General features: G+C 35.1%; 14 protein-coding genes. 11 read left to right on the top strand and 3 right to left on the bottom strand.

What is annotated here, in order from left to right:
• Window positions 1–29 precede the first annotated feature (29 nt).
• From E0Z07_RS16720 to E0Z07_RS16705, 4 genes are all read left to right on the top strand, one after another.
• Window positions 30–1,253 (top strand): IS256 family transposase, encoded by a 1,224-nt coding sequence (locus E0Z07_RS16720; RefSeq protein WP_039329560.1) that lies wholly within the window; start codon window positions 30–32, stop codon window positions 1,251–1,253.
• A 68-nt stretch (window positions 1,254–1,321) separates the two neighbouring features.
• Window positions 1,322–2,335, top strand: a complete 1,014-nt coding sequence (gene csm4, locus E0Z07_RS16715) for a type III-A CRISPR-associated RAMP protein Csm4 (RefSeq protein WP_394346846.1) — start codon at window positions 1,322–1,324, stop codon at window positions 2,333–2,335.
• A complete protein-coding gene (gene csm5, locus E0Z07_RS16710) occupies window positions 2,325–3,686 on the top strand; it encodes a type III-A CRISPR-associated RAMP protein Csm5 (protein WP_131541021.1) in 1,362 nt (453 codons plus the stop codon). The genes csm4 and csm5 overlap by 11 nt, the downstream gene beginning before the upstream one ends.
• On the top strand, window positions 3,686–4,483 hold the full coding sequence (locus E0Z07_RS16705) for a DUF6602 domain-containing protein (protein ID WP_131541020.1): 798 nt from the start codon (window positions 3,686–3,688) through the stop codon (window positions 4,481–4,483). Before csm5 ends, E0Z07_RS16705 begins: the two co-directional genes overlap by 1 nt.
• 1,015 nt (window positions 4,484–5,498) lie before the next feature.
• Here the strand turns inward: E0Z07_RS16705 and E0Z07_RS16700 are convergent.
• The 3 genes from E0Z07_RS16700 to E0Z07_RS16690 form a co-directional block, all read right to left on the bottom strand.
• On the bottom strand, window positions 5,499–5,684 hold the full coding sequence (locus tag E0Z07_RS16700) for a hypothetical protein (protein ID WP_131541019.1): 186 nt from the start codon (window positions 5,682–5,684) through the stop codon (window positions 5,499–5,501).
• A 1,372-nt stretch (window positions 5,685–7,056) separates the two neighbouring features.
• Window positions 7,057–7,209, bottom strand: a complete 153-nt coding sequence (locus E0Z07_RS18105) for a hypothetical protein (protein WP_165868451.1) — start codon at window positions 7,207–7,209, stop codon at window positions 7,057–7,059.
• Window positions 7,210–7,561: 352 nt separating this feature from the next.
• Window positions 7,562–8,452, bottom strand: coding sequence for a DMT family transporter (locus E0Z07_RS16690; protein ID WP_131541017.1), 891 nt, complete (start codon window positions 8,450–8,452; stop codon window positions 7,562–7,564).
• A gap of 88 nt (window positions 8,453–8,540) precedes the next feature.
• On the opposite strand from E0Z07_RS16690, the gene E0Z07_RS16685 reads away from it, so the two are divergent.
• The 7 genes from E0Z07_RS16685 (at window position 8,541) to ilvN (ending at window position 17,219) form a co-directional block, all read left to right on the top strand.
• Complete coding sequence (locus tag E0Z07_RS16685) at window positions 8,541–9,992, top strand: aminotransferase-like domain-containing protein (protein WP_131541016.1); 1,452 nt, start codon at window positions 8,541–8,543, stop codon at window positions 9,990–9,992.
• Window positions 9,993–10,111: 119 nt separating this feature from the next.
• A complete protein-coding gene (locus tag E0Z07_RS16680; protein WP_041892863.1) occupies window positions 10,112–10,747 on the top strand; it encodes a LysE family translocator in 636 nt (211 codons plus the stop codon).
• Window positions 10,748–10,805: 58 nt separating this feature from the next.
• Entirely contained in the window at window positions 10,806–11,294 is a 489-nt protein-coding gene (locus E0Z07_RS16675) for a PaaI family thioesterase (RefSeq protein WP_006258348.1), read from the top strand.
• Between the two features lie 106 nt (window positions 11,295–11,400).
• Window positions 11,401–12,114: a DNA alkylation repair protein gene (locus tag E0Z07_RS16670; RefSeq protein ID WP_131541015.1), complete on the top strand. Its 714-nt coding sequence runs from the start codon at window positions 11,401–11,403 to the stop codon at window positions 12,112–12,114.
• Window positions 12,115–12,831: 717 nt separating this feature from the next.
• Window positions 12,832–14,535 carry a dihydroxy-acid dehydratase gene (ilvD, locus tag E0Z07_RS16665; RefSeq protein WP_006261619.1) on the top strand — a complete coding sequence of 568 codons (1,704 nt, stop codon included), beginning with the start codon at window positions 12,832–12,834 and terminating at the stop codon, window positions 14,533–14,535.
• Between the two features lie 464 nt (window positions 14,536–14,999).
• Window positions 15,000–16,694, top strand: coding sequence for a biosynthetic-type acetolactate synthase large subunit (gene ilvB / locus E0Z07_RS16660; protein ID WP_006261618.1), 1,695 nt, complete (start codon window positions 15,000–15,002; stop codon window positions 16,692–16,694).
• Window positions 16,695–16,706: 12 nt separating this feature from the next.
• On the top strand, window positions 16,707–17,219 hold the full coding sequence (gene ilvN / locus E0Z07_RS16655) for an acetolactate synthase small subunit (protein ID WP_006258343.1): 513 nt from the start codon (window positions 16,707–16,709) through the stop codon (window positions 17,217–17,219).
• Window positions 17,220–17,500: the final 281 nt, after the last annotated feature.

The raw sequence follows: 17,500 nt of genomic DNA, 5'->3' as shown, positions 1-17,500 counted from the left end.
TTGTATAATAAAATATGTACATTAGTAAAATGAGCACAGAAAAGAAAGAATTTGATTTCGAGAGTTTTAAAGAACAGGCAATGGCTGATATTTATCAAGGAAAGAAAATGGGAGGTCCAGATGGTGTTTTTGGTCCCCTTTTAAAACATTTCCTTGAGACTATGTTAGAAAGTGAACTAGAGAATCATTTGGAAGAAGAAAAGGCTAAAGGGATTGCAAATCGTCGCAACGGCAAGACAACTAAAACTGTTCGAAGTATGCAGTCGGGTTCTATTGAATTAGAATCTAATCGCGATCGCAATGGAACCTTTGAACCAAAGGTGTTACCTAAACGTCAACTTATTATCACAGATCAATTAGAGGATAATGTAATTAGCCTATATGCTAAAGGCAGTAGTACTCGTGATATTGCGGGTTATATCATGGAAATGTATGGTATGGATATTTCAGCCACAGAAATATCGCGTATAACTGATAAAGTCATACCTGCAATGAAAGAGTGGCGTGATCGCCCTTTAGAAGCTATATACCCCTTTGTTTTCTTAGATTGTATGTTTTATAAAGTAAAAGAACAAGGTAGTGTTACATCTAAAGCAGTGTATAATATATTAGGGGTTAATCAAGAAGGAAAGAAAGAATTAATAGGAGTTTATCTTGGAGATACTGAAGGATCTAAGTTTTGGCTTTCAGTATTAACTAATCTTAAGGCGCGTGGTGTCCAAGATATCATTGTAGCTTGTGTGGATGGTTTAAAAGGCTTTCCTGAAGCTATACAAGCTGTATTTCCTAAGACACAAGTACAACTTTGTATTGTTCATCAAATAAGAACCAGTCTGCGTTTTGTTCCTCATAAAGATAAGAAAGCAGTTGCTGCTGATCTTAAACCTATATATACTGCTGTAAGTGAAGAACAAGGCTATGAAAGGTTATTGCAGTTTGAAGAAAAATGGGCAAAGAATTATCCATTAGCCGCTAAAGGGTGGTTGGACAATTGGGAACATTTGTCAACTTATTTTGATTTTGACCCTCATATCAGAAAAGCAATATATACCACTAATGCTATTGAAGCTATGCATCGACAGGTAAGAAAAGTAACCAAGACTAAGGGAGCCTTTACTACTGAACAATCTCTTTTGAAATTAATGTTTTTAGCTATTACAGAGGTCTCTAAAAAATGGACTATGCCTATTCATAATTGGGGGTTGACAATGTCACAATTGTATATTAAATTTGGGGATAGATTACAACCGTAAAAAAAAACTCCATTTCCTAGCTTTTGGGCTTAAGCCCCAAAGCTAGGAAATGGAGACTGACACAGTTTGTGTTACACTCCCTCCACTTTGGGAAACCAATGATAGATAGCAATACATCATTAACAGATACGGATCATTTTATTCATTCTGATGTGTTGTTTTCTGCTTTAGTAAATAATTTATCTACTATAAAGAGTAAAGAAGAAGTAAATCAGTTTATTGAAGGGTTTGAAAGTGGAGCTATTAAGATATCATCTGGATTTTATTGTATAGAAAATGAAAAGGCAACTGATAAACAAGAACCTTATTTGTTTTTTGTGCCTCGACCAGTACATACAGTAAATACTGTTGGTATAGAAGAGTATGATAAAATAAAACAGGTCAAGCGTGTTAGCTTTATAGACCTTCCTCTATTGGATAAACCAATCACTGATTGGAAAGTGAAGGCTAATTTTGCGATGGATATAGCATCTATAACAAAATTAGGGATAAGCGATGATGATTTATCTTTATACCAAAAAGATATTGCGACTCATGTAGGAATAAGAAATAAATCAGAAGAAGAGAAAGTAAAGACAGGCGGGCCATTTAAAGTAAGCTATATCAGTATTTCAGATTTGAAAGAATACGGATTACAAGTGCATTTTTACTTCCTTTATGAAGTATTAGATGAAAAATACGAAAGTGACTTTGAGATAGCAGTTGAGTTGTTGACTTATAATGGAATAGGTGGGGAGCGAAGCAGTGGCTATGGTAGAATTGAAGCTGTAGAAACGATAACCTCTTTGCCTAAAAGATTTATGGAGCAGAATAATACCACATATCAATTGAGTCTTTCTAAAGTAGTTCCAAACCATGAAGATATAAGCTTATTAAAGTATTATACGCACTCTATAAGAGGAGGTAGAGAAACTACAATGGGGACTTTAAAATCAGTAGAAATGATAAATGAAGGAGCTATTTTACAGCAAGGTGTACAGGGTAATATAGTTGATATTTCGATAGAAGGAAATAGAAGCTATTTACGCAATGGAAAAGCATTTTGTATAGGATTATCAAATACTTTAGAAGATGGTGAATAAAACAATATTGAATACAAGGTATAACTTGAATTTAGAAGTTATATCTCCTGTTGCTATTAATGATGGAGGCACTCTATCTCCATTATCAGATTATTTTGTATCAGCTGGTGAATTGCATTATGTAGATGAGGAAGCATTTCAAAAGCTCTTGGCAGAAGATGAGTCAATAGCTAATCGCTATGAACAACTGCTTGTAAAAACGCCTAAAGACGGAGCTGATGATTTTTTGCATAAAGTGATTCAATCAGAAGCAAAGCTATCTCGCATAAGTAATGGGAATAAAGTTCCGTTTTATGGAGGTAAAACACTTGGTTTTAAAACCATCATTAAATCTAATGGTAAAGCATATATACCTGGATCTTCATTAAAAGGGGCTATTAAGAACGCATATCTATTTTACTGGTTAGAAAAAGAAGGGCAAGAGGAACTTAAACAGTTTGTGAAGAAGTTCATCGCTTTAAAGAATAAAAAAGAAAAGGAGGATGAGATTAAGTGCTTCGTAGATGATGTGCAAAAAAAAGCGTTCGGAATTAAAGAAGGATATCTCTATCAACCTTCAAGTAATATTTCATTAAGTGATTCAACTGTTTTAGAGTTTGTAGATATTGCAGTAGCTAATGTTACTAAACAGAGTTTAAAAGAGAAAGTAGAGGATTGGGACTTACATACACAGGAGTATATTAGAGAAGGAGCAACTGTTTCTTTTGTGTTGAGCATAAATAAAACAGATGAAGACTGGAGTAAATTTGATTCGTTTAATCCATTTGTAATACTGATGCAAGAAAGTAAAAATGATCTAACTGCTTTGTTTGAGGTGTTGAATTACTATCATAATAGCCTACAACAGTTCAGAGATAATGGTTTTGACGTAGAAAAAACGGTGGTTGATGTCAGTTCAGATGAGGCTATTTTGTATTTAGGAAGTAATAAAGGAATCTATAAGACTACAGTACTATTGGCTGTTCGCCATTATTGTGAAAGTAATGGTCTCAATTTTATAAACGAGTTTGGATATTTTTTACAACGTACTAAAAAAGATCATTATAGAGACTTTCCAAATACTATTTCACACATTAACAGACAGCGTATGGGAATGGTTAAAATTAGTAATCAACAAGTAGGAGGTAAAATATACGATGAAGCTACTCTGAAATCTGGTAACGCTATAGAAGGGATAATTAAAAAGATTGATAAACCAAATTCAGAAGTTCTCGTAAATGTAGAAGGTAAAGAACAAGTATTTGCAGTAGGCGGAGCAAAGGCATTTTTAAAAGAAAGACCTAATGCTTTACAAGTAGGAAAGAAGTGTGTATTTTATTGGAGAGATAATAATTATTATTTTAGTAAGTAATGAGTAAGAATATATTAGAAAATATAAAAGAGAATTACAAGAATCTTGAAAAAACTATTGTTAGTCAATTAAACTTAGAGGTAGATAATCATTATTTAACTGCTGGCTATAATCGAGAGAAAATATGGTTTGAATTTTTTAGGCAGGTTATACCTATGAAATTTGCGATTAAGCAGGGTGTGTTTCTGATAGATTCGTATGGCGAAGTTTCTAAAGAAGTGGATATAGCAGTATTCGATGAACAGTATACTCCTTATATTTTTAATTATGGAAGCATACATTTTATTCCAATTGAAGCTGTAGCCGTAGTTATTCAATGTAAGAGTAGGACAGTAGATAATACAAATATTGAGGATTGGCGCGAATCAGTTTCTAAGCTAAAAACGAAAGAAGGAGGAATAGCTCGAATGGTAAAAGGTATTGTATCAAGTCCTGTGGAAACACAAAAATCAACATCTCCAATATCTATTTTATGTTGTTTAGAGAACGAAGGGAAAAGTTGTGGAAATTATGATTTAGTGATAAAAGCTATGAATGAAAAAGATGGTTTAGATGTATCGTGGAACTCTAATTTAAAGACTTTGGAAGATTGTTTTTTAAAGTACAATGGGTTGGATAAAGAAGATAATAAGAAAGATAATAATCTAGATAGTAAACTTGAAGATTTAAAAGTAACCGATAACGCTATTTTATCTTTAATATTTCAGTTAAATCAAATATTAATGTTGATTAATAATCCGATGTTGTTTCCTCATCAAGCTTATGTAAATATGTTTAATAATTCGACTGAAAAGTAATTAGGCGATATGCTCTTTGAAATATTGAAAAAGTTTATGGTAGAAGGAGGTTACAGAGCTTTTTTCTAACCGCATCATATAGGTATTAAAATACTATTAGCATACTCATTACAGTAGTCATTATACTTCTTTTAACCGCACCATATAGGTATTGAAATTAAGGTAAATAAGGTGCTAAATGTTTTAATTCTAATCTTTTAAATGCATCATATAGATATTGAAATGTAGCAGTCATACTCACGAAGAAACATCCATTCTTCTTTTAACCGCACCATATAGGTATTGAAACTAATCTATTTTTTATATTGTTTAACTTGTTCTAATGCTTTTAACCGCACCATATAGGTATTGAAATTAAGGTAAATAAGGTGCTAAATGTTTTAATTCTAATCTTTTAAATGCATCATATAGATATTGAAATGTAGCAGTCATACTCACGAAGAAACATCCATTCTTCTTTTAACCGCACCATATAGGTATTGAAACTAATCTATTTTTTATATTGTTTAACTTGTTCTAATGCTTTTAACCGCACCATATAGGTATTGAAATAACTTACTTAGCGACTTAAAATAAGATACTGTTTGTACTTTTAACCACACCATATAGGTATTGAAATGTCTGATTAAAAGAATCATGATAAGTATCTGCAAAAGCTTTTAACCGCATCATATAGGTATTGAAACATAGGCGATTGATTAAACCTGATTGTTGTTAAGTTACTTTTAACCGCACCATATAGGTATTGAAACGTCATATTTTTATATATACCGCTCAATAAGTCTGACTTTTAACCGCACCATATAGGTATTGAAATTTTACCTTAGGCACCAATGCACTTAATCCCTTCAAACTTTTAACCACACCATATAGGTATTGAAATAAGAAATAGTTAGCATCAAGTTTTTAAGTTCCTTAGCTTTTAACCGCACCATATAGGTATTGAAATCTATTAGCAATTGTCAGTACTGTTTGATAAACCAAGCTTTTAACCACACCATATAGGTATTGAAATTTACACACTCATTGCTTGTTGAAGAACTGCAACTCCTCTTTTAACCGCACCATATAGATATTGAAATGCTACAGCTAAAGCAGAAGCTATTTGAAGTTCGATACTTTTAACTGCACCATATAGGTATTGAAACGCAAGTACTGTATATAATATCTTACTAGACACATCATCTTTTAACCGCACCATATAGGTATTGAAATCTCTTTACTTCAGTAGCACTGATCCCCAGTATACCTACTTTTAACTGCACCATATAGGTATTGAAATTTAAACCAAACAGTTAAGGCTTGCTTAACATCTTTGCTTTTAACTGCACCATATAGGTATTGAAATCTCTCATCATTACTCTCTTTAAAATTATCTATTTCCTCTTTTAACTGCACCATATAGGTATTGAAATCTCTTCTTGATTAAAAGAAAGTTTGAAACTAGACTACTTTTAATTGCACCATATAGGTATTGAAATGCGTATCTAGGACTTTGAGTCATGATAGCGGGCATCTTTTAATTGCACCATATAGGTATTGAAATCTTACTTTAATTATACTAACTACACAGGAGAGATAGCTTTTAATTGCACCATATAGGTATTGAAATCCCCAAAAGCATTTATTACAACTTCCATCATTTAACCTTTTAATTGCACCATATAGGTATTGAAATTCAGTTTGCCATCCATTTTCATTCAATTCGCTTACTACTTTTAATTGCACCATATAGGTATTGAAATAAATCTGGATTGTCCACGTATTCAGGCATGATATCTTCTTTTAATTGCACCATATAGGTATTGAAATTTATTAGATATTAAAGAATCTCTTAAATCTCCTAAACTTTTAATTGCACCATATAGGTATTGAAATAAATCTGGATTGTCCACGTATTCAGGCATGATATCTTCTTTTAATTGCACCATATAGGTATTGAAATCTTACTTTAATTATACTAACTACACAGGAGAGATAGCTTTTAATTGCACCATATAGGTATTGAAATCCCCAAAAGCATTTATTACAACTTCCATCATTTAACCTTTTAATTGCACCATATAGGTATTGAAATTCAGTTTGCCATCCATTTTCATTCAATTCGCTTACTACTTTTAATTGCACCATATAGGTATTGAAATAAAATTGAAAGTCTTATTTCATCTTTCTTTTTTGCTCCTTTTAATTGCACCATATAGGTATTGAAATTTATTAGATATTAAAGAATCTCTTAAATCTCCTAAACTTTTAATTGCACCATATAGGTATTGAAATAAATCTGGATTGTCCACGTATTCAGGCATGATATCTTCTTTTAATTGCACCATATAGGTATTGAAATCCATTTTTAAGAATAACAACTCCTGTTTGAAGCACTTCTTTTAATTGCACCATATAGGTATTGAAATGTTGATACATCACTTACGTGTTGCAAGAATGTGTTGCTTCTAACGGCACCATATAGGTATTGAAATATCGGTGCGTAATACACCTTATTGACTAATGCTCCAATTTTAACCGCACCATTTAGGTATTGAAATGGGTTACGACACTCTTCATCCGTATCGAAATCATCCTCTTTTAACCGCATCATATAGGTATTGAAATGGAAAAAGAACAATATCACCTTTATAAATAGGAGCTCTTTTAACTGCATCATATAGGTATTGAAATAAGAATATTCCTGTAGGATTTAGTAAGAAGTGATCTTTTAACTGCACCATATAGGTATTGAAATCTATTTATTTGAGCGTTGACAAATGTTCGTTTATTCTTTTAACCGCACCATATAGGTATTGAAACAACGGATATTGATTACTATTTACATCCTCAACTACTTTTAACTGCACCATATAGGTATTGAAATCACACTAATTGTGTTTCTACATCGTATTCAACACCTGCTTTTAACTGCACCATATAGGTATTGAAATACATACTTTCCATAATGCTCCATTAATATCTCAATCTTTTTAATCGCACCATATAGGAAACAAACAACACCAACAAAAAAAACGCACTATATAAGTGCGTTTTTCGTTAGTAAAAGGGTAATAATTAAAGAGAAAAAAATATCTATTTAGCAAACTTCTTACTTGCAGCTACACAAAGAATCACTCCGAAAGTGACGTATAGCATCGTAGGGCTTACTTTTTCGTTTAATACAGTTGCCGCTAATATCATCCCTAATAGCGGTTGTAATAATTGGATTTGACCTACTGTTGCGATTCCTCCTTGTGCTAATCCTTTATACCAAAAGATATACGCTAAGAACATACTCACAACAGAGATATAGAATAGTCCAAACCAAGATTCTCCACTTACTAGGACTAAGTCTGTAGGTACCATATAGATCATAATCGGCACTGTAAGAGGTAATGAGATAATACATGCCCAAGAGATTACTTGATATCCTCCTAGTGTTTTAGATAGTTTAGCTCCTTCTGCATAGCTCTGTCCGCATAAGATGATCGCTAAGATCATTAGGACATCCCCGATAGGGTTAGAACTTACTCCTTGTGAGAATGCAAATCCAATCACTAAGGCACTCCCTATTAGAGAGAATAACCAGAAGACAGGTTTAGGTTTCTCTTTACCAATGAATACAGCGAATATAGCTGTAGACAGGGGTAACATTCCCATAAATACCAATGAATGTGCTGAGGTGATGTACTCTAATGCCATCGCTGTCAATAGAGGGAAACCAATAACTCCTCCAATGGCAACTTTAATTAGTGGCCACATCTGTTCTTTGGTAGGGCGTTTTTCGCGAAGAGCTATTACGCAAGCTAGCGCTAATAAAGCTGCGATAACTGCTCTTGCGGCAGTGGCGAAGATAGGGTCTAGGTCTTTAACCGCCATCTTAGTAGCAGGCATCGAACCTGCAAATAGAAGTACTCCAATAAATCCATTTAACCATCCGTTAGATGATTTTGTTGTTGCATTTAAAATGCCTGATTGTTCCATTATTCTGTTTTATTTGGGACAAAATTACCTCTATGTATAGGATTCACACAGTATCAGTTTTGTATATTTGCATGGGCACAGTTAGTAGATGAATATGAGTAAAACCTTTTTGTATAGTGAGATTGCGGAGAATATAGCTTCTCAGATTAGAAGTGGAAATATTAGAGAAGGAGAGAAGTTACCTTCCTTGCGTGGGCTATGCGCAGAATATGAGATCAGTATGAATACGGCAAGACGTGTTTTCTTAGAGTTAGAATCCCTGTCTTTGATTTATTCGAAACCTCAGAGTGGTTATTTTGTGAGTAAATTAAGTTATAAGAACTTGCCTCTTCCTGAGGAGAGTAACCCCATTTTATTGGCTAATCATTGTGAACCTAATGATATTCTTCAAAAAGTATATGCTAATATAGGTAGAGAAGACCTCTTATTACTATCTTATACGGTGGCATATGGAGATATGTTGCCTATCGCTAAATTAAAGAAAGAAATAGTACAAGCCACTAGAGACTTGCCTACTGGTGGGGTACAATACGAACGATTAGAAGGCAACGCGAATCTGAGGAGAATGATTGCTTTGCGATCTTCGGGTTGGGGAGCTAATCTTCACGAAGAAGACTTGATCACCACAAATGGAGGGATGAACGCAGTAGCTCTTTGTCTAACAGCATTGAGTAAACCTGGAGATACTGTTGCGATAGAAAGTCCTTGTTATCCTGGTATTCTACAATTAGCTCTAGGATTGGGGTTAAAGGTGTTTGAATTACCAACTAATCCTAATACAGGGATAAAAGTAGAAGCGCTAAGAGAGGTGGTCTCAGAAATAGATATTTGTATTTTAATCTCAAACTACAATACTCCTGTAGGGAGCTGTATGCCTGATGAGAACAAGAAAGAGGTGGTAGAGCTATTGGCACAGCACGATATTCCTTTGATAGAAGATGATGTCTATGGTGATCTATGTTTTGAAGGTCATCGACCTACTTGCTGTAAGACATTCGATAAGACAGGAAATGTGCTTTGGTGTAGTTCTGTCTCTAAAACACTTGCACCCGGGTTTAGAGTAGGATGGGTAGCACCTGGCAAGTATAAAGATAAAGTGCAAAATATTAAACTGATACAGTCTATCTCTTCCTCTTCCTTAGAACAAGAGGCTGTAGCTAATTTCTTAAGGTCAGGGAAATACGATAAACACTTGCGAAAACTAAGAAGAAAACTATATCAGAATTATCAGAACTATGCTAGAGTTATTCAGCAGAGTTTTCCTAAGAATATTAAGATTAGTCAGCCACAGGGAGGGTTGTCTTTGTGGATAGAGTTTAGTGAAGAGATTGATACTATAGAGTTGTATGACTTAGCGATGAAGAAAGGAATAAGTATAGCTCCTGGACGGATGTTCACTTTGCAAAATCAGTATAACAACTCCATGCGATTGTGTTTTGGCTTGCCTTGGGATGTACAATTAGAAGGCAAGATTAAACAGATAGGTTTATTAGCTAGACAATTGCAAAACTTAAAGACTGTTAATACAGAACAGGAATAGTTGAAAGGAAAGGGGGAGTTGTAAATACACGTTGAAATAAAAGAGAAAAAAGTAATTTGAAAAACCTATCTATCAAGAGAAAAAAATTACATTTGACTTGACTAAACCAACTATTATTTATGATTCCACTACACGATTTAATGCTGTTTGCGATAGCGGCAGTAGTCTTGGCTATTACTCCTGGGCCAAATATGTTATACCTTATTACGAGAACATTATCACAAGGAAAAAGAGCAGGGTTTATCTCTCTAATGGGAGTGATCTGCGGTTTTCTGTTTCATATTATATTAGTGTCTTTTGGGCTAACGGCTATATTATTTACCATACCTTATGCCTATGCTATACTGAAGTGGACAGGTGCACTGTACCTAGTGTATTTGGCGTTTCAAGCGTTAAAACCTAATGCAAAGAATATATTTGATGTAGAACAAAGCGTTAAAGTAGATTCTCCGAGTAAGTTGTTCTCAATAGGTTTTTTAACGAATGTCTTGAATCCTAAGGTAGCGGTATTTTATCTTTCTTTGTTTCCCCAGTTTATTAAGCCAGCTTATGGATCAGTATTGTTACAGAGTTTAACATTAGGAACTACTCAATTGTTAGTGAGCTTTATCAATAATTTTCTAATTGTTTTATTTGCAGCTAAGATGGCTTCTTTCTTTCAGAGACAACCTCTATGGGTGAAAGTACAGAAGTGGTTTATGGGGAGCGTATTGTTGTTTTTAGCTTTTAAAATGGCTATTTCAAAGGGAAAATAGTGTTTCTATTTTTAGGATTTAGTACTTTTAGCTCTAAACTAATCTAAAAACTAAAATTATGAGCATCAATAGAACGCGTACTTTCTCTTGGGAAGACCCTAATAAAACTTTAGAAGAGGCAAAGAAATTAAATGGATATGAGTTTCTAATGCAGGTATTAGAAGGGAATTTACCTATGGCTCCTATACAAGAAACAATCTCCTCTAGAGTAGTTTCTGTAGAAAAAGGACAGGTCATATTCGAACTAAAAGGAGAAGAGTTCCATTATAACCCAATAGGAAGTGTACATGGAGGTATCATTAGTACGGTATTAGATTCGGCAATAGGATGTTCTTTATTGAGTACCCTAGAGATTGGAGAAAGCTTTACCTCATTAGATTTAAAAGTGAATTTCTTGAGAAGAATAACTGCGGATACTCCTCCTTTAACTACGAAGACGAAGATTATCCATAAAGGACGTACTACAGCTTACTTAGAATGTGAATTACTAGATGCAGAAGGCAAATTATATGCACATGCTGTGTCCAACTGTATGATCTTTAGATAATATATTAGCCCACTAAATAAGTGGGCTTTTTTGTGCTAATATTTCGCAGTGTAAATCAAGATTAGTTTTTGAAAATAGAATATCTTTCGTTTATAAATAATCTGTAATGAAAGAGTTATTATCTGATATACGTCAAACACTACAAGACTATGTAGACCCACAAAACATAGTGGTCTCTTCTCGTTTCTTTAAAGGAGATGAACAGCCTAAAGAGTATGGTGTGTCCAAAGAGATCTTAAGTAAGATAGGAAAAGAACTATTTAATGACCTTAAAGCAAAGCCTAAAGAAGAAATATACTTGCTATGTCAAGAATTGTGGAAATCACTTTATTTTGAAGAGGCTTATATCGCTTGTATAATAACAAAGCGATTACACCGTCACTACGAAGCTACAGATATGAAGTACTTTAGTCTGTGGTTGAATAAGTATGTTCAAAGCTGGGCAGATTGTGATACGTTATGCTGTTCTACTATTGGGCCTTTGTTCATAAAATATCCTTTAGAGATAGAACAGTTGACCTTATGGGCGACTTCACCTAATCGTTGGATGCGCAGAGGTGCAGCTGTAAGTCTAGTAGTGCCTGCTAGGAAAGGATTGTACTTAGAGAAAATATTTGAATTAGCAATCTTGTTAATGAAAGATGAGGATGACCTAGTACAGAAAGGAACAGGTTGGATGCTAAAAGAGGCTAGTAAGTCACATCAGGTTGAAGTATATGAATTCATTATGCAGTATAAGGTAGTAATGTCTAGAACGACATTGCGCTATGCTATCGAAAAAATGCCTTTAGATTTAAAAGCAGAAGCGATGAAGAAATAACTTAGAAATAGAATAATCTGACAGAATAAGAAGAAAAAGGGCACTTTCACAGGTGTCCTTTTTGCTTTTTTGGGGTATTTATAGGGCTAAAAATAGTATTAATTAAAACTTTTATGAAGTTTTTTTTAGTAAAAAATGAGATGACTTCAATTATTCGATTTTTGAACATAATAGAGTCTTTTAGGGTGTTTTTGGAGTCACAAATGAATAAAATACATCTTTTTTAAGCAAAAAAACACTTTTAGAGATGAAGCTAGTCGTAGCAAGACTTGACCTTGTTTATAGAAACTGTTTTTGACAGATTAAATACGGTTATTTGTTAAATATTTTTAGAGGTGATGTTGAAGGTAGTGGTTTTTTTATATTTTATACTGAATTTGTTTGTTTTTTACACTGTAAAACTGCCTATTTTTTGATTAAAATATTAAGTAAGTTGTTTTTTATTGTTTGGTTGTGTTAAATCAATTTATATCTTTGACCTATAGATCAGAAACAAAAAAGATGAAAAATTTAGTAAACATTCTAGTGGTTCTAATTATTGTGATTGTGGTAAACACATTTGCACGGGAGTCGCTATGCTGATTTTTTCTATCTAGAGATAAAGAATATTTGAAGCCTCCCGTTATCGGGAGGCTTTTTTTGTTTATAGCATTTTGCAATTAGACTTCTCTAATCGTTTCGCTATCAAGGATATATAATCAACCAAAAAACACAGTTATGAATGTATTGAACAAGTACAGTAGAGTAATCACACAAGACCAAACACAGCCAGCGGCACAGGCTATGCTCTATGGAATCGGACTAAGTGAAGAAGACTTAGATAAGGCACAGGTAGGTGTTGTAAGCATGGGCTATGAAGGCAATACCTGTAATATGCACTTAAACGATCTGGCGAAGTATGTAAAACAAGGCGTCAAACAAAGTGGACTAGTAGGGTTAATCTTCAACACAATCGGTGTGAGTGATGGTATTTCGAATGGGACAGAAGGTATGAAGTATTCTCTTGTATCTCGAGATATTATAGCAGATTCTATTGAGACAGTGGTTAATGCACAATGGTATGACTCTGTCATTGCTATCCCAGGTTGTGATAAGAATATGCCAGGTGCAATTATCGCGATGGGGCGACTAAATAGACCAGCTATTATGGTATATGGCGGTACTATACACTCGGGGAAATACAAGGACGAATCACTAAATATCGTCTCTGCTTTTGAGGCATTGGGCAAGAAGTTTAGCAACTCTATTTCAGAAGAAGATTACAAAGGGGTGATTAAGAATGCTTGCCCTGGAGCAGGAGCCTGTGGAGGGATGTACACAGCCAATACAATGGCATCAGCCATAGAAGCTCTGGGGATGAGTTTACCACATAGTTCTTCCTATCCTGCTCTAAGTAGTGAGAAGAAACAGGAGTGTTTAGAAGTGGGACAGGCTTTGAGAAATCTATTAGAGAAAGACATTAAGCCATCAGATATTATGACTAAAGAAGCTTTTGAGAATGCGATGACAATGGTGATTACACTAGGAGGATCTACGAATGCTGTACTTCACTTAATTGCGATGGCACATGCTGTAGACATTGAGATTACACTAAAGGACTTTCAGGAGATTAGCGATAGAGTACCTGTCTTAGCAGATCTAAAACCTAGTGGAAAGTACCTTATGGAAGATTTGCACAAAATAGGAGGGGTACCTGCTATTATGAAACATCTGTTGGATCAGGGATTATTGCATGGAGATTGTCTTACAGTAACAGGAAAGACAGTAAGAGAAAACTTAAGTCTAGCAAAAGACTTGGCTAAGGACCAAGATATTATTGTGGATATAACTACTCCTATTAAGGAAAGTGGACACTTACAATTTCTCTATGGAAATCTAGCAGAGAAAGGAAGTGTAGCCAAGATCAGCGGTAAGGAAGGAACGTTCTTTAAGGGGAAAGCAAGAGTATTCAATGATGAGTATGCAGTTATTGCAAGTGTATCGGCTCAAGAAGTTCAGCCAGGGGAAGTAATCGTTATTCGATATTGTGGACCTAAAGGAGGTCCAGGAATGCCAGAGATGCTTAAGCCTACTTCTGCAATTATGGGAGCAGGATTGGGCAAGAGTGTAGCTCTTATCACGGATGGTCGTTTCTCAGGAGGAACACATGGTTTTGTAGTAGGGCATATTACTCCTGAAGCGTATGATGGAGGTACAATTGCATTAGTAGAGAATGGAGATATCATCAGCATTGATGTAGAGAATAGAAAGCTAGAGCTATTAGTTGATCAGAAGGTATTAGAAGCCCGTAGAGAAAAGTGGCAAAAGCCAGCACTAAAGTTTAAAAAAGGAGTATTGTATAAATATTCAAACTGTGTGGCAGATGCATCAGAGGGATGTATTACGGATAGAATTAAGAATGTTTACCCTTCGGGGAATTAAGAATTTAAAATTAGGAATTAGGAATGTTTGCCTAGGGCATTTATTATTTGATTCTGTATGTCATGTAGAGACGCATTATCATGCGTGTCACAGAAAATAGGAAAGTCAGGAGAATACACGTCACGGATTAAAAATCCGCGCAATCAGCGTAACGATTTACACTGTGTAAGAATCGCTCAAAGTCGGGAAACTTTGCGCAGTAAGACAGATCCGTCACATAATGTAGAGACGCAATATTTTGCGTGTCACAGGGAATGGGAAACAGGGAACAGGAAAGTCAGGAGAATACACGTCACGGATTAAAAATCCGCACCATCACAACATCACGTCCTATCGGCACACAACGGTAGGGGCGAATTGCAATTCGCCCTACAAAACAACATCACGATATCACGTCATCACAAAAAGACGGTTTCACAACCTTACAACATCACAAAAAAAACGATTTCAAAAAAACACAAAATATGCAACAAGAACAAATAACAGGAGCACAAGCAGTAATATCTTCTTTGTTGTGTGAAGGAGTAGAGACAATATTCGGGTACCCAGGTGGGGCCATAATGCCCATCTATGACGCTCTTTATGACAAAATGGATGAGCTAGAACACATTTTAGTGCGCCATGAACAAGGAGCAATACACGCAGCACAAGGATTTGCACGAGCTTCTGGAAAAGTAGGAGTAGTCTTTGCTACTTCAGGACCAGGAGCAACTAATTTGATTACAGGGTTAGCAGATGCCTATATTGATTCAACACCTGTGGTGTGCATTATAGGACAGGTAACATCTCAATTATTGGGGACAGATGCGTTTCAGGAGACAGATGTAATAGGTATTTCGATGCCGATTACGAAGTGGAACTACCAAGTGACTAAGGCTTCAGAGATAGCACCTACTATTGCCAAAGCATTTTATCTAGCGAAGGCTGGAAGACCTGGACCTGTTGTGATTGATATCACAAAGGATGCTCAGTTCGGAATGACTGCTTTTGAATATAAACCATGTTCTGAGGTGAGAAGTTATGCTCCAGAACCTCCAGTCGATTTAGAACGCTTTCACCAAGCAGCTGATTTAATTAATAAGGCAAAAAAACCTTATTTGTTAGTAGGACAAGGGGTATTATTAAGTCATGCAGAACAAGAGTTAAAAGCCTTTGTAGAAAAGACAGATATACCTACTGCTTCCACGCTTTTAGGTTTAGGAGCATTGCCTAGTAATCATAGTCATTTCTGTGGAATGCTTGGAATGCATGGTGATTATGCAGCGAATGTAAAGACGAATGAGTGTGATGTATTAATCGCTATAGGAATGCGCTTTGACGATAGGGTAACTGGAGATGTATCTCGATATGCAAAGCAAGCTAAGGTTATTCATATTGATATAGATGCAGCAGAGTTAAATAAGATTATTAAGGCAGATATCGGAATACGAAGTGATGCTAAAAAGGCATTAAATACTTTGATTGAACTAGTAGAACAGCGTACTCATAAGGATTGGCTTTCTGAGTTTAAACAAGGCAAAGCATATGAAGTAGAACAGTTGAGAGTTCACAAACAGCAAGTCAATACAGACAAGATTATGATGGAGGATGCTGTTAAGTTATTGACAGAATTGACAAAAGGGGAAGTTGTCATTGTAACGGATGTAGGACAACATCAGATGATAACAGCCCGTCATTATCAGTACAATTCACCTAAGACAAATATCACTTCTGGAGGATTGGGGACAATGGGGTTTGCTCTTCCTGCGGCTGTAGGTGCTAAGCTAGGCAATCCTCAACAAACGGTAGTTGCGATAGCAGGGGACGCAGGTTTTCAGATGAATATTCAAGAACTAGGTACAATTATGCAAAGTAATATAGGGGTGAAAATGATTATTCTAAACAACAGTTTTTTAGGAATGGTAAGACAGTGGCAGCAGATGTTCTTTGAGAAGAGGTATAGTTTTACGGAGATGAACAACCCTAATTTCGTAGGTATTGCTCAATCGTATAATATCAAAGGCAATAAAGTAGAACATGCAACTGACTTAAGACATGCATTAGAAGAGATGCTTGTTCATCCGGGAGCTTATCTATTAGAAATAGTAGTAGAGAAGGAAGAAAATGTATATCCAATGATTCCAACAGGAGCAAGTGTTTCTGATGTATTATTAAATTAAAAGACAAGGAGTATGAAAGAGGAATTCACATTGTCAGTTTTTACTGAAAATAGTATTGGGATGCTGACGAGAATAACCAATGTTTTTACGCGTAGACATATTAATCTAGATAGTCTTACAGTGTCAGAATCTGAGATAAAACAGGTTTTTAAATACACCGTAGTATTTAAAAGTACACAAGAGCAAGTTGATAAATTGATTGGTCAGTTAGAGCGATTAGTAGAGGTGTTTAAGGTATTTGCACATAAGAATAGTGATATTATTTACCAAGAGCTAGCACTTTATAAAGTAAAGACAAATTTATTGTCTAATACCCAAGTAGAACAAATCATTAGAGCGAATCAAGCTAGAATATTATCAGTAGATAAAGATTTTATAGCGATAGAGAAAACAGGGTATATAGAAGAAATAGAGAATCTTTTTACTCAGTTGTCTAGTTATGGTGTACTAGAGTTTACTCGTTCTGGCAGAGTAGCGATTACGAAGCCTATGAACTATGAAGAGCTTTATTTGATTAAGAACTAAGAATGTTTACCCTTCGGGGAATTAAGAATCTAAAATTAAGAATTAAGAATGTATGGCTACGCCTTAAGGAAGTTGCCTTCGGCTAGGGAGTCACCGCTTTGTCGCACTACTCTTACTAGGTAGGCGCTACGTTAGAAAATAGAAAATAGGAAACAGGAAACAGGAAACAGAAAACAGAAAACTGGGAACAGGGAACAGGGAACAGGGAAGTCAAGAGAGCTTTAAACGAGATATATGTCACGGATTACAAATCCGCGCCAACATCACAACATCACAACATC

Source organism: Myroides odoratimimus (genome assembly GCF_004337635.1).
Lineage (GTDB): Bacteria > Bacteroidota > Bacteroidia > Flavobacteriales > Flavobacteriaceae > Flavobacterium > Flavobacterium odoratimimum.
Note: the sequence above shows the minus strand (reverse complement) of the source record. Positions and strands in the feature narration are given on the sequence as shown.